The 13,469-nt window shown below is 53.3% G+C and carries 13 protein-coding genes and 1 pseudogene; 12 read left to right on the plus strand and 2 right to left on the minus strand.

All coding sequences use genetic code 11. The features are described 5' to 3' along the window. Nucleotides 1–115: 115 nt before the first annotated feature. Nucleotides 116–742 (plus strand): phage terminase large subunit, encoded by a 627-nt coding sequence (gene terL / locus IE105_RS14910; protein ID WP_189499688.1) that lies wholly within the window; start codon nt 116–118, stop codon nt 740–742. Between the two features lie 300 nt (nt 743–1,042). Here terL and IE105_RS14915 read toward each other — a convergent pair whose 3' ends face one another. Next, the gene (locus IE105_RS14915) at nt 1,043–1,306 is read right to left on the minus strand and encodes a metal-sensitive transcriptional regulator (RefSeq protein WP_189499689.1); all 264 of its coding nucleotides are present in this window, start codon (nt 1,304–1,306) and stop codon (nt 1,043–1,045) included. Between the two features lie 474 nt (nt 1,307–1,780). On the opposite strand from IE105_RS14915, the gene IE105_RS14920 reads away from it, so the two are divergent. The 11 genes from IE105_RS14920 to IE105_RS14970 all read left to right on the plus strand — a co-directional run bounded on the left by IE105_RS14920 (nt 1,781) and on the right by IE105_RS14970 (nt 12,857). Continuing rightward, nucleotides 1,781–2,245: a hypothetical protein gene (locus IE105_RS14920; protein ID WP_189499690.1), complete on the plus strand. Its 465-nt coding sequence runs from the start codon at nt 1,781–1,783 to the stop codon at nt 2,243–2,245. 235 nt (nt 2,246–2,480) lie between these two features. Beyond that, nucleotides 2,481–2,927, plus strand: a complete 447-nt coding sequence (locus tag IE105_RS14925; protein WP_189499691.1) for a copper-binding protein — start codon at nt 2,481–2,483, stop codon at nt 2,925–2,927. Nucleotides 2,928–2,971: 44 nt separating this feature from the next. Then, on the plus strand, nt 2,972–4,864 hold the full coding sequence (locus IE105_RS14930; RefSeq protein ID WP_189499692.1) for a copper resistance system multicopper oxidase: 1,893 nt from the start codon (nt 2,972–2,974) through the stop codon (nt 4,862–4,864). After that, nucleotides 4,864–5,670 (plus strand): copper resistance protein B, encoded by an 807-nt coding sequence (locus IE105_RS14935; RefSeq protein ID WP_189499693.1) that lies wholly within the window; start codon nt 4,864–4,866, stop codon nt 5,668–5,670. The genes IE105_RS14930 and IE105_RS14935 overlap by 1 nt, the downstream gene beginning before the upstream one ends. Before the next feature lie 9 nt (nt 5,671–5,679). Next, nucleotides 5,680–6,768 (plus strand): DUF2231 domain-containing protein, encoded by a 1,089-nt coding sequence (locus tag IE105_RS14940; protein ID WP_189499694.1) that lies wholly within the window; start codon nt 5,680–5,682, stop codon nt 6,766–6,768. Further along, the gene (locus IE105_RS14945) at nt 6,734–7,855 is read left to right on the plus strand and encodes an acyltransferase family protein (RefSeq protein WP_233354207.1); all 1,122 of its coding nucleotides are present in this window, start codon (nt 6,734–6,736) and stop codon (nt 7,853–7,855) included. The genes IE105_RS14940 and IE105_RS14945 overlap by 35 nt, the downstream gene beginning before the upstream one ends. A gap of 297 nt (nt 7,856–8,152) precedes the next feature. After that, entirely contained in the window at nt 8,153–8,596 is a 444-nt protein-coding gene (locus tag IE105_RS14950; RefSeq protein WP_189499695.1) for a hypothetical protein, read from the plus strand. Next, nucleotides 8,593–8,844: a hypothetical protein gene (locus IE105_RS14955; RefSeq protein WP_189499696.1), complete on the plus strand. Its 252-nt coding sequence runs from the start codon at nt 8,593–8,595 to the stop codon at nt 8,842–8,844. Before IE105_RS14950 ends, IE105_RS14955 begins: the two co-directional genes overlap by 4 nt. Next, on the plus strand, nt 8,841–11,069 hold the full coding sequence (locus IE105_RS14960; protein WP_189499697.1) for a copper-transporting P-type ATPase: 2,229 nt from the start codon (nt 8,841–8,843) through the stop codon (nt 11,067–11,069). Before IE105_RS14955 ends, IE105_RS14960 begins: the two co-directional genes overlap by 4 nt. A 16-nt stretch (nt 11,070–11,085) precedes the next feature. Then, complete coding sequence (locus tag IE105_RS14965) at nt 11,086–12,426, plus strand: APC family permease (RefSeq protein WP_189499699.1); 1,341 nt, start codon at nt 11,086–11,088, stop codon at nt 12,424–12,426. Between the two features lie 47 nt (nt 12,427–12,473). Then, nucleotides 12,474–12,857, plus strand: a complete 384-nt coding sequence (locus IE105_RS14970; RefSeq protein WP_233354209.1) for a potassium channel family protein — start codon at nt 12,474–12,476, stop codon at nt 12,855–12,857. Nucleotides 12,858–13,007: 150 nt separating this feature from the next. Here IE105_RS14970 and IE105_RS14975 read toward each other — a convergent pair. Then, nucleotides 13,008–13,361: pseudogene (locus tag IE105_RS14975) on the minus strand (integrase core domain-containing protein); the annotation flags it as partial. Nucleotides 13,362–13,469: the final 108 nt, after the last annotated feature.

Consider the following 13,469-nt stretch of genomic DNA (forward strand, 5'->3'; position numbering starts at 1 on the left):
ACGTTGTTTTAGTCTGTCTCATGCTTCACTCCATAAGGATGGAGGTGAGCAAAGTCTCTCTTAGCCCAGGCTCAAATCTGTGCCATGAGCGCTGACGTCAGACAAGGCGGACTGGTTGAAGATCACCGGAACAGGGACGGACGAAGGCAACAGCCAATCCCAAGGACAAATTGTTCAATCGTGGGATACGGCCATCAAAACGGGGGGCGCGAATGACTATTCTGTCTGCATCACGGCGCGCATCTGGCGCAAAGACATTCATATCATTGATGTTTGGCGGGGGCGGGTGGAGTTTCCGGCGCTGCTTCGTAAAACCGTTGAGCTCGCAAGGATCCATGAAGCCAAGACCCTTCTGATAGAAGACAAGGCGTCAGGGTCCCAATTGATCCAGTCGATACGCGCAGGAAGTGAGCGAGGCGTTCCCAATCCGATTGCGCGGACACCAGAAGCAGACAAGTTCACGCGCGCAGCGGGCGTAAGTTCAATGGTGGAGGCTGGCCAGTTATTCTTACCTGAAGAGGCGCATTGGCTCGCGGGATTTAAGAAAGAACTGCTCGCCTTTCCAAGTTCACGTCATGACGATCAGGTGGATGCCTTCTCCCAGCTGCTCGAATGGAGCCGGACGGCGTGGAAGCGCAGAAGTTGTTTGGGGGGGACGCCGATCCTGTTTTGGATCGATGGAAATGGGGAGTCCCGACATTCAGGCGATGACAAACCAGGAGGCCTTTTTAGCGGGCTTTAAGAGGGTTTTGTTCGACGTTAGGCACATCATAACGACTAGTTGGATCATTTGACGGGGTGTTTTGAAGTATTGGAACGGGTATTTGGTCATGAGCCGACCCTAGAGCATCGCTTCAAAATCATTTTTCCCTGACAATGCTCCCCTTAGAGTAGCCAAGCTTCACTCCAATTTCAAAGTCACGGGATGGACGAAAGCTTAGTTTCTCTTGGGGTGTCGGTCTGGTGGTCGATGCTGCCCGTGTATCATTCTTGGTGTTCTTTCGACGCTTTCATATGCGGTCAGCATTGTTTTGAACTGCGTTTAGCGTTTGAGCTTGTCAAAAAGATCAACGAGCTCTCCAACCTTAACTCTCTGCTCATCTTCGTTTCCGGAAGAGATAGCGTGTTCGATACACGTTGCAGCGTGTTCTTTAAGAATTTGGGATTCTGCGCGTGCGATAGCAGCCTTAACTGCTTGAATTTGGGTTAAAATATCAATGCAATAGCGGTCGTCTTCTAGCATTTTGATAATGCCTCGGATTTGTCCTTCGGATCGCTTGAGGCGGTTTATTGTTTTTTGCGACACATCTTACTTTCCAGTCGAAAACATCCAATGCTCTAGATTTAGATGTGTCGACCCGATTTTCAAGGTGTGAGACGTGATGCCGTGGGGAATAGGATGATTAGTCGTCTCATTGCCTCGTTTAATGATTTACCCGCCGTAAGCGAGCCGTGAAGAAGCAACGATAAAAGCGACGCGGGTCTAATTTCGTATGGCCCCGAGTATTTTCCATCCGGCCTTTATCCATTGTTGAAGCCTCCATATTGTTATGGTCTATGCTGTTATGGATGTCTCCGCAGTAAGCTGCGAGGTCGACTGGTGAAAGCAGGCAAAGCGGTCGTTGTGAGATGTGTCATGCTGTGCCTCTTTCAAGGATTGCATGTGATGGGCTTTTAGACTTGTCGTAACTCACGCTGATGGCGCGCTTCTTCACAAAGGGCTCAATTGACAAATACCGTATCGGGGTATAGCGATTCTGTCGGAAGGACGTTTCACCGAATGGTTAGCGGATATATCAAATCAGGCTTTGTGCTCGCCTTTGCCATTATGTTCGGCATTGCGCATCTCATATGTCCATGTCTGCCAGACGCTTCAAGCGCAAGTACTGTTCCGACGTCTTTGTCTGCTGTTCATCAGATGAGCAATATGGACGAGCACGATCTGCCAGAACCGTCTTACCATGACATGATTAAGCAGAGCGATCCAGAACATGATCACGGCGAACATGACCATCAGGCTGATTGTTCACATTGTGACGGTGCCGTTGTTTTGGTTTTCAGTGCCGATGTCAGTCCATCAGCCTTCACCAGCGCTAGCGAATATACGCCTACTCATGTCATGCCATCCAGCACCCACCGCGCAAATATGGCGGGGACTAACCTTGCCGCGCTCAGGTGGCTAGATCCGCCAAGGCAACTCACGAGCCAAACGCCTGTTTCCCTCCATACCCGCTCTTTAATTTAGAAGCGCCCGTTTGCGATTGCGTGAGGCTCTGAGCCTTTACGCGGTTGCGGCTGTGCGCGATTTGCCTTTCCCCCAATGGCAGACCCGCGACCAGCCTTGGTAATGCCAAGGTCACATCGGCGCGTGTTCATACACCCTCCCATCACTGTTTCCTTGGCATTGCCGCTTTTACGCAAGCGACCTTGAGGCCGTCTAACGCCCTCAGGCTTTCCAAACCAGACCCAAGGAAAACGACATGAGTATGAGTACGCGCCTATTGGCACCCGCTCTTTTGGCAACGCTGTTAAGCGCTCCAGCCTTTGCCCAAACAACCGCCCATTCCGGCCATGATATGAGCCAGATGAACCATGAAACTATGATGAGTGATCGCGCTGAGCATATGATTGAGGCCACGGGTATCATTGACCGCATTGATATGAGCGGTCGGGGCGTCAGCCTTTCTCACAATGCTATTCCCGCCATTCGCTGGCCGGCCATGACGATGATGTTCCCCGTCGGAGACAATGTTAATTTGAATGATCTGCAAAAAGGCCAGCGCGTTCAGTTCACGCTGCACCGTGCCGAAGACGGCAGCTTACCCCTTGTCGAGCTGTGTCCGACTGTCAGCGAGACCGTGATTGCAGGCCTCTGCGCCCCCCGCATGAACCACGGCGAACCGGGCCGTCACGGGATGAAACCCTAAGCGGCTCCCTCTTTATGTTTCTAGATTTTCAAATGGATTTCATCATGTTTGACCGCCGTAAATTTCTCACGACGTCCCTCGGGGCCGGCGCAGCGCTCGGCGTTTCGGGGCTCGTTCCCACTTGGGCGCGGCCCGCGTCGATGGGCAATATGGGCATCCCCGCACTGACGGGAACAGATTTTGATTTGGCAGTGTCCAAGTTTAAAACCCGCATCAATGGCCGCGTGGCAATGGCTGTGGGCGTGAACGGTAGCGTCCCCGCGCCGCTGATCCGCTTCCGCGAAGGCGACGATATAACGCTCAATGTTACAAACACTTTGGACACCGACACGTCGATCCATTGGCACGGGCTGTTAGTGCCGTTTCAAATGGACGGCGTTCCCGGCGTCACCTTCCCTGGCATTAAGCCGAACGAGACCTTCCAGTATAAATTTTCGGTCCCGCAGAACGGCACATATTGGTATCACTCCCATAGCGGATTGCAGGAACAAAGTGGCCATTACGGGCCCATCATTATTGATCCAAAAGGCGCTGATTCTGTCAAATATGACCGTGAATATGTGTTGGTATTGGGCGACTGGACGTTCACCGACCCGCACCGTATTTTTGCCAAGCTGAAGAAGAACGCCGAGAGCCTGAATTTCAATCAATCTACGGTTAGCGATACCAAAGGCCTGACAGGCATGTGGGGCGCGATGCGGATGTCGCCCAATGACCTCGCGGACGTTACTGGCGAAACCTACACCTATGTGATCAACGGTCACAGCACGGCTGATAACTTCAACATGGTGTTTAATCCCGGTGAACGTGTGAGGCTCCGCATCATTAACGCGGCCGCGATGACACTGTTCAATGTGCGTATGCCTGGGCTGCCGATGACCGTGGTTCAGGCCGACGGCCTGAACGTGCGTCCGATTGAGACCGATGAATTTCAGATGGGTGTCGCGGAAACCTATGACGTGATTGTCGAGCCGACCGAGGCCAAACCTTTTGCCTTTGTCGCTGAGTCGATTGACCGCTCCGGTCAGGTCGTTGCCACGCTGGGTCCAAAGCCCGGCATGCGCGCGCAAGCCCCAAGGCTTCGCGCCGTTCCCGTCCTGACTATGAAAGACATGGGCATGGATCATTCGTCTATGGGCGGGATGAGCGGCATGGATAACGGCAGTATGGAGGGCATGAACGCCAAACCAGCCGCTGAGATGGACCATTCGGCCATGGGCCATGATATGGGCAGCGGTGATATGGCGGGTAGGAAGTCTGACACAATGGGGCAGGGCTCAATGAGCCATGGCCCCAATCCGAATGGACCGCCCGTGCAACTCGCAAAAATTGAGGCTGATATTGAGGTTGGCCCCGGTGTGGTGAATGTTGCGGCCATGCCAACCAACCGTCTGAATGAACCCGGCATCGGGCTCTCGGACGTGCCGCACCGCGTTCTGACTTATAGCCAGCTTCGCAGCCTTGAGCCCAACCCGGACATGCGAAAGCCGGGCCGCGAGGTCGTTGTGCACCTCACGTCGAATATGGAACGCTACATGTGGTCCTTTGACGGCGTGAAGTTCTCGGAAGTCACGGAGTCGATCAAATTCATGGAAGGCGAACGCGTTCGCCTGACCCTCGTGAATAACACAATGATGCCCCACCCGATCCATTTGCACGGCATGTTTTTTGATGTCGTCATTCCTGATTATGATGACGGCTATGGCACTCACAGGCCGCGCAAGCATACGATTGTGACGAAACCGGGCGAAAAATTATCCGTCGATATTAGCGCCGAGCATGTCGGAGACTGGGCGTTTCACTGCCACCTGATTTACCACATGCACGCCGGTATGATGCAGGTCGTCTCGGTCTTGCCCAACCCACAACAATCAGCCGCTGCGCCTAAAATGGATCATTCAAAGATGGATCACACCGGCATGAAAGGGATGAAGTAATGCGTCCGATCACATTCCTAACGACAAGCGCCTTCGCAATTGTAGCGCTTAGCACAACCGCGTTACCGGCATTTGCTGATGACACCGACAACCCTCCTTGGTCGATGGCAGATAAATATTGGGGCGCGGAAGAAATGGCCAAAGCCCGTGACCATGTTCAGAAAAACAACGGCGCAACGCCCAATTATATGATAATGGGCGACCGTCTGGAATGGCAGGGCACAGGAAGCGACGGCATATTTTTGTGGGACGCGCAGGGCTGGTATGGCGGCGATCTCAATAAATTTTGGATTAAAACCGAAGGCGAGTATTCCCTAGCAGATAATGAGATCGAAGACGCCGAAGTGCAGGCCATATGGTCGCGCGCGATATCGCCGTTTTGGGATGTCCAAGCCGGCGTTCGCTATGACTTGGCCCCTAAAGGCCGGACCCATGCGGTTTTGGGCGTACAAGGACTTGCGCCCTATTGGTTCGAAGTCGATGCCGCAGCATTTCTGTCTTCAGGCGGGGATCTATCTGCCTCCGTCGAGGCTGAATATGAGCTTCGGTTTTCGCAGCGGATCACCTTGCAGCCTCGCGCTGAAGTCGGGTTTTCGGCGTCCGATATTCCTGAATTGGGAATCGGCTCCGGTATCACCAATTTTGATACGGGCGTTCGTCTTCGCTACGAAATCAAACGCGAATTTGCGCCTTATATCGGCGTGGAGTGGCAAAAGAGCCTTGGTGACACGGCAGACTTCGTTCGCGCCGGTGGCGGTGATCCTGATGACATTGTGGCCGTGATCGGCCTGCGAACTTGGTACTAGGAGGTTATTATGGGAGGATTCCTCGAACCGAACATCCATCCGGTTTTGGTGCATTTTGCTTACGCACTAAGCTTGAGTTCACTCGCGGTCTATGTGTTGGGTCGCTTACTGCCGAACGGCCCCCGCAAAGATAGCACGCAATCCGCTGGGGACTGGATGCTGGCCTTTGGCGCTGTAGCGATTGTCGCGACAATCGCGGCTGGATTTTATGCTTATTACACTGTGGCCCATGACGGACCGTCCCACGCCGCGATGACCACGCATCGAAACTGGGCTGTTCCGTCCGGCACAGCCATCATTCTTCTGGCAATCTGGAGGTTGATGAAACGGGCGCGCCCGCCGAGCGGGATATTTCTCGCATTATTGGCGGCGGCAGCCTTATCGCTCTCTGTCACGGCATGGTGGGGCGGAAATATTGTTTTCAAATATGGTATTGGTGTTCAGAGCCTACCTACTGTCACCAGTGACGGACACGATCACGATCATGGCAATGTGTTAGCGTCACCCCGTGCAGACGCGCCAGGGTCAGAGTCCATGAGCAATGGTCATGACAATGCGGACGGCCACCACGATGCTGACGCAGCCTCTATCAACGTTCCCCCTGCACTAAACGGCTCCCCCGCTGCAGTCGCCGATCAATTCGGACAGGCTTTACGCGCACAAGACGCGGCGGGATTAAAAACCCTATTTGCTCCGGGCGCCATCATTGCCGAGGGCGGCGGCGCAGAGCGCTCATTTGCCGAATATGCCAGTCATCATATGAAGTCTGACATGGCCTATACAGCCAGCATTACCACTCAAACGATTAAGCGCGATGTGCTGGAAAGCGCCGATATGGCCACCGTCATTACTCAGTCAGAAATGGTCGGAAATTACAGAGGCAAAAACGTACATAACGCGATGATGGAAACCATGACCTTGCGCCGTGAGGGCAAGGACTGGAAAATTGTCCATATTCATTGGTCAAGCACGCCTCTGAAAGGCGGCGACGCCTCAATGCCTAAACCTGAGCCTGAAACACCAGTTTCCGCACCGGAGGTTCACGATAACTCGGACGGGCATCATGACCATGACCATGACGCGGACGGGGGGCGGTAAAATGGTTGCTGTCACACCGTTTAATATACCCCGCGATCCGCTCATGGGGTCCAACCACCTTACTGCCGTCAGGTGGTTACTCGCGAGCCTTGTCGCGCTCGGTCATGTCTATCTCTTGACGACGGCTTATGAGCCGGTCCGCGTTCATCAATGGACGGGCGGCTATATGGCCGTGAACGGTTTTTTCGTCCTGAGTGGGATGCTAATCGCAAAAAGCCTTGACTTGCGGCGGGACCTGAAAATGTATGCCATTTCACGGGCGTTGCGCATCTACCCGGCGTTGATCGTCCTGCTGCTGACCTTTGCTTTCGTGTTCTCAACGGTCTTCGCCCGTCCGGGGGGCATTGATAATGCATTGTCCGGCGATGTCTGGTCCTATGTTGTCCGTGTTCTATTCCTAGGCGATCCTCAAAATGCACCGAGCGGAATATTTGCGGGCAATCTAGAAGCGGATTTCAACGGGCCGCTCTGGACTATTCGCTATGAAATAGCCGCTTACATCATGGCCGCGATTGGGTTTGCAGCTGGAATCCTCAAAAGCCGCTTGATGACATTGGCAGCTTTCGTAATTGTGCAAATACTATATCTCGCGCTGCCTTTCATGATTGATTTCAGTGCACTGCCTCAGGGTTTATTGCCACTTCTTCGTCTGTCATCCGCCTTTTTGCTTGGCATGTGTCTCTGGCAATGGCCGCGTGCGCGCAGGCCGCATTGGCTCCTTGTGCTCGGCGCCATTGTCGCGTTTCTGTTTCTGGGTGGGGGATTTGGCGGCGAGCTGTTGGGAACTCTGGCTCTGACAGGGCTCATGCTTCGGATTGGTCTTTCGGACACCGCACACGGCTCGGTCGTGTCGTTGCCGGATTATTCCTACGGCATCTATATCTGGCATTATCCCGTCATGCAGGCCGTGATGTTTCTGCGGCCAGACACCGGACCGCTTGGTCTTGCGCTCATGTCCACGCCGATTTGGATCAGTATGTCAGCGGGAAGTTGGCATATGATCGAGAAGCCTGCTTTGCGGCTGAAGCCTAAAAAACGGCGAAAGGCGGCTGTTATGTCTGAAAATCAAGGAGCGGAACACCCTTAGTCTTGATATACCCCCTATAGGTATTATATCTAGGCTGACGAAACCCTTGAAAGGACGATGAAATGTCAGGCTCACAATCAAAAGCTGAAACGAAAGCGCCTGCTAACAAAAGCTGCTGCGCTCCAAAACCACAACGGTCGGCCAAGCGCGCTTGCTGCTGTGCGGGTAAAACCGCGCGTGCCGATTAATTGAGGACCGAGTTCGCACGACGCATCAAGACGCCACGCGAACTCAGAACATGAAGGCTCGCCTCTTGAAGGACCGGGTCGTGTTCAAAACAGAGAGAAGGAACCAAATATGACATACTCTCAAACGCGACGTAAACGGACAATTTTGATAGCTGGTGCAGGGTTACTCACGCTGCTCGCCGGATGTGCGACCACGACTACAAAGGGCGACGCGGCGTCTGCCAACACCCCTATGAATGCTGAAAAAATGGCGATGCACGCGGATTGCCAAGCCATGCACGACACGATGATGGCCGGTCATGGCGAAGCGATGGGCGACATGTCGAACCACAAAATGATGTCGCCTGAGATGATGGAAAAACATCAAGCCTGCATGGAAAAGATGCCAGACATGAAAGCCAAAATGCAGGAAAAATGTGACGCCCACAAAGCTGGAACTATGGACCACGACAAGATGGACCATGACATGATGGGCAAGGCCAAGATGGATCATGAGAAAATGGCGGGTCATTGCGCCATGATGCAAACCCAAGGTGACGGGGCAGGGCAATGAGAGTTTTTCCTGTCGGAGCCGCGCTTTCGCTGTTCTTTATCATCATCTTTACGGGCTGCGTCCTCTGGGGCCTCATTTTGCCCATGAGCCTTCATATGCACGAGATTTGGGAGCCGTTTTTACCCGGCTTTGAGTGGTCAATTATTGGCTATCTCATTGGCTTGGTTTGGGTCGCTTTTTATGGCTGGCTGACTGCCGTCATCTACGTGCCTCTCTACAACTTCTTTAACCGTCGGAGCGCCAAATGACCCAATCGCATCACTCCCATAAAGATCATGATAGCTGTCATTCCGGCGGCGATGTCCCTGCTGGGGATGATGCGAAATATGATCACGTCCCTGTAGGTCATTCGGGCATGGTTTATACCTGCCCCATGCACCCGCAGGTGCGGGAGGTCTCCAATACAGGATGCCCGATTTGCGGCATGGCGTTGGAGCCAGAGCACATCTCGCTGACTGATGAAGAAGACACCTCCGAGCTTGATGATATGACGCGGCGCTTTTGGGTGTCGGCGCTGCTTAGCCTTCCTCTATTCATCTATGCCATGAGTGACCTTATTCCGGGTCAGCCCTTAGACGGCCTTGTGCCGGACGCTTGGGCGCAATGGCTGCAAATTCCGCTCGCAGCGCCTGTCGTTCTCTGGGGTGGGTGGCCGTTTTTCAAACGCGGCTGGAAATCCCTTAAAACTCGTCACCTTAATATGTTCACGCTTATTTCCTTGGGCGTAGGCGTTGCCTTCATTTATTCTCTGATCGCAGTTTTCTTGCCTGACATTTTTCCGGATAATTTCCGGAGTGCATCGGGCCATGTCGCCGTCTATTTCGAAGCCGCCGCCGTGATTGTGACGCTTGTTCTGTTAGGTCAGGTTATGGAGCTGCGAGCCCGGTCAATGACGTCCGGGGCCATTCGCGCCCTCCTTGAACTCGCGCCCCCAACGGCAACACGGATTAAAGAGGACGGCACGGAAGAGGATATAGATCTCGGTCTTGTGGAAACCGGGGATCATCTTCGCGTTCGACCGGGAGAAAAAGTGCCTGTCGATGGTGAGGTTTTAGACGGCCATAGCAGCGTTGATGAGTCCATGGTCTCGGGCGAGCCCATCCCCGTTGAGAAACAGACCGGAGATCCTGTCACAGGCGGAACAGTCAACGGCACGGGCGGCCTTATTATGACCGCAACCCGTGTCGGCGACGCCACCTTGCTCGCGCAAATCGTGCGTATGGTCGCAGAAGCTCAACGGTCCCGCGCGCCGATTCAAAAATTAGTAGACACCGTGTCCGGTTACTTTGTTCCGGCGGTGATCCTGATTGCCCTTTTCACATTTGTTGTTTGGGCGGCACTTGGCCCTGACCCCGCCATGGCTTTTGCGATTGTCAACGCGGTCGCGGTGCTGATTATTGCGTGTCCTTGCGCCCTGGGGTTGGCGACACCGATGTCGATTATGGTTGGTACCGGTAAGGGCGCGCAGAATGGCATCCTGATCAAAAATGCTGAGGCGCTAGAGATCCTCGAAAAAGTAACAACAATCGTTGTCGATAAAACCGGGACGTTGACCGAAGGAAAACCGAAACTCATCACCGTCAAACCCAAAGGCGATCTGACTGAGGATACGCTGCTATCGTATGTGGCGGCTGTTGAGACAGCGAGTGAGCATCCTTTAGCCCAAGCCATTGTTGACGGGACTCGGGACCGCGGTGTGAGTTTCAACAATGCCACGGCGTTTGAGTCCGTGACAGGCGAAGGCGCGCTAGGCCTCTTTGGTGGCAAGCAGGTTGCGATCGGCAATCATAAAATGATGAAACGTATCGGGGCCTTTGATGCTGATTTGGCGAAGGCCGCAGAGGCATATCGATCAGAAGGTCAGACCGTGATGTTTGTCGCGCTCGACGGCCAGCCAGCGGGGCTCATTGGCGTCGCTGATCCGATTAAAGCGACAACGCCAGAGGCGATCAAACGTTTGCACGCCGACGGTTTGAAGGTCGTCATGCTAACGGGCGATAGTGCAGGGACGGCCCACGCGGTCGCTCGCCAAATTGGCATTGACGTCGTTCACGCAGATGTTTCGCCTGAAGATAAAAACCGGATTATTCGGGAACTTCAAAGCGCAGGTGAAATCGTCGCTATGGCTGGCGACGGAATCAATGATGCCCCAGCTTTGGCACAAGCTGATGTCGGGATCGCGATGGGCACCGGTACGGATGTGGCGATGGAGAGCGCCGGCGTCACGCTTGTCAAAGGCGACATTCTCGGCATTGCCAAAGCGAGGCACCTGTCCCGTGCGACCATGGGCAATATCCGCCAGAACCTGTTCTTTGCCTTCATTTATAATGCGCTCGGTGTTCCCGTCGCGGCAGGCATTTTGTTTCCGTTCTTCGGCATCCTTTTAAGCCCGATGATTGCCGCCGCAGCGATGAGCCTGTCTTCGGTGTCCGTCATTGCCAACGCGCTCCGCTTACGGCGCGTCCGTCTTTAGGGGCGGGTCCATGGAGATGAAGCAGGAGAGCTATAAAGCAGGGTCCCTCAGTTTGATGGGGGCTGTGGCGATGGGAACCGGCGTCATGATTGGCGCCGGGATATTCGCTCTGACCGGACAAATCGCAGAACTCGCGGGACCCGCCTTTCCAATCGCTTTTCTCATTGCGGCCTTCATTAGCGGTTTTAGCGCCTATTCTTACGTAAAGGTCTCCAATAAATATCCGTCGTCCGGCGGGATCGCGATGATCTTGAAAAAAGCCTATGGCCCGTCAACCATCACAGGTGCGGCCGCCTTGCTGATGGTCTCGTCCATGATCATCAATGAGAGCCTCGTGGCAAGAACCTTTGCGTCTTACAGCCTCCAAATATTCGACGTTGAGAAAACGGGTTTACTCCTTCCAGCTTTAGCCTTGGGCTTAATCTTTTTTGCTTTTCTGATGAACATAGCGGGCAATAAATTTATCGGTGGGATTTCCAAAATAACAGCCATAATAAAAATTGGCGGGATATTAGGGTTCGCCGTTTTAGTCTTATGGGGAACGGGCGGAACCATAGATTTGATGCCTAAATCAGACGGCACATCTATCTCCGCTCTAAGCTTTGTGGCGGGCATCGCTCTGGCAATTTTGGCTTTCAAAGGCTTTACAACGATTACAAATTCCGGGGGCGAAGTTAGCAATCCGCATAAGAATGTTGGTCGGGCGATCATCATATCTCTCGGTATTTGTCTGCTGGTCTATATGGCCGTGGCTTTTGCCGTTGGTAGCGCGCTTGATATAGAGGCGATCGTCGCCGCCAAGGATTTCGCGCTCGCGGAGGCGGCTCGCCCCACACTCGGGGATAAAGGGGTTTTGTTCACGGTCGTGATAGCCGTTATCGCAACGGCCTCCGGATTACTGGCGAGTGTTTTCGCGGTGTCCCGAATGTTGACGATGCTCACGCAAATGAAATTGATACCGCACCGACACTTTGGCTTGCCGGGGGACTTGCAAACGCACCTGTTGATATACACTGTCGTAATGGCAGGCCTTTTAGCAGCCTTTTTTGATCTCACCCGCATTGCCTCTCTCGGCGCAATTTTTTACTTACTGATGGATATTGTCATTCATTGGGGCGTATTCAAATACCTACGCTATGACGTCGGGGCTAAAGCGCCCATCCTACTGCTGGCGATTGTTTTTGATATTGTTGCGTTGGTGGCTTTTGTCTCTCTCAAAGCCATGACCGACCCATTCATCCTAGTCATCGCAGCCATAGGTCTCGTCGGCATTTATGCCTTGGAATTCTTCTATCTCAGAAAGAGACGGGACGAAGAGCTTGGCTCAGAAGGCCATGCGTTGGGGCCGGACGGGTGATCACAGCAATTCTCATAACTGTGGTCTTATTTATAGTATGCGGCGCCGTGCATTACGGCGTTATGTCCGCATTGCATAAATATCTACTCGCCTCAAATTTGTCCCAAGGCCTGCGCCTACAGATTGCCCTTCTCGGAGTGGCGTGCGCTCACATCTTTGAGACGGGGCTGTATGCCATCGGCTTTAAAGTTGGGCAAAGCGTTGGGCTTGGTAGCTTCAACGGCTTGGACGGTCCGATGACCTTTATGGACACGTTTTACTTCTCGCTTGTCAATTATACGTCCCTCGGTCTTGGTGACATTTACCCAACCGGACATCTAAGATTTATTGCTGGCGCGGAGTCGCTCAACGGGTTCTTACTAATCTCTTGCTCGGCGGCATTGCTGTTCATGTTAATGCAAAACAAAGATACACAAAACGCGGGTCGTTGACCCTAACGAGTATTGTTCGGTTTTGATGCGCCGAGGAACTTAAATATAGTGAACGCGTTGTAACACATACTGATCATGTCCGTCGTCATATAATTTGTCCCAGATTCTGGCCCGGGCTAAGAGAGACTTTGCTCATCGTGTGGGTTGATATTAGGCGACGGCTTTGCGGTATTGCCCCAAGGGATTTGCTACGCGGCACATGCGTCGGTGTTCGATAGTTTTAGCTTTGATCCTTTCTCTGCGGTTTAAAATGGATTGTGCCCGTCCGAAGTAGACATCGGCCGGCGTCACATTGCTCAGGCTCTCGTGATAACGCTCATGATTGTAGTGCTCCACGAAGCCCTCGATCTGACGCTCCAAGTCTCCCGGCAGAAAGTAATTTTCTAATAGGATCCTGTTCTTGAGCGTTTGATGCCAACGTTCGATCTTCCCCTGTGTCTGGGGATGGTAGGGTGCGCCTCTGACGTGGCTCATGTTGTTGTCTTTGATATAGTCCACGAGCTCATGGGAGGGCATTGTCAGCGGAACACGTGCTTGAATCTATGTACTAAGTTGGCCGCATGATCCAAAATCCGTTTCGATACTTCAAGACGTCTCGCGAAGTCATCCAAC

This window comes from Algimonas arctica, assembly GCF_014652695.1.
In the GTDB taxonomy this organism is placed as follows: Bacteria; Pseudomonadota; Alphaproteobacteria; order Caulobacterales; family Maricaulaceae; genus Litorimonas; species Litorimonas arctica.

Excerpts from the sequence above, each read along its gene's own strand:
- IE105_RS14965 (WP_189499699.1), top strand. The coding sequence starts at position 11,086 with ATGAAGCAGGAGAGCTATAAAGCAGGGTCCCTCAGTTTGATGGGGGCT.
- IE105_RS14940 (WP_189499694.1), top strand. The coding sequence starts at position 5,680 with ATGGGAGGATTCCTCGAACCGAACATCCATCCGGTTTTGGTGCATTTT.
- IE105_RS14920 (WP_189499690.1), top strand. The coding sequence starts at position 1,781 with ATGGTTAGCGGATATATCAAATCAGGCTTTGTGCTCGCCTTTGCCATT.
- IE105_RS14960 (WP_189499697.1), top strand. The coding sequence starts at position 8,841 with ATGACCCAATCGCATCACTCCCATAAAGATCATGATAGCTGTCATTCC.
- IE105_RS14950 (WP_189499695.1), top strand. The coding sequence starts at position 8,153 with ATGACATACTCTCAAACGCGACGTAAACGGACAATTTTGATAGCTGGT.
- IE105_RS14945 (WP_233354207.1), top strand. The coding sequence starts at position 6,734 with ATGACCATGACCATGACGCGGACGGGGGGCGGTAAAATGGTTGCTGTC.
- IE105_RS14935 (WP_189499693.1), top strand. The coding sequence starts at position 4,864 with ATGCGTCCGATCACATTCCTAACGACAAGCGCCTTCGCAATTGTAGCG.
- IE105_RS14955 (WP_189499696.1), top strand. The coding sequence starts at position 8,593 with ATGAGAGTTTTTCCTGTCGGAGCCGCGCTTTCGCTGTTCTTTATCATC.
- IE105_RS14925 (WP_189499691.1), top strand. The coding sequence starts at position 2,481 with ATGAGTATGAGTACGCGCCTATTGGCACCCGCTCTTTTGGCAACGCTG.
- IE105_RS14930 (WP_189499692.1), top strand. The coding sequence starts at position 2,972 with ATGTTTGACCGCCGTAAATTTCTCACGACGTCCCTCGGGGCCGGCGCA.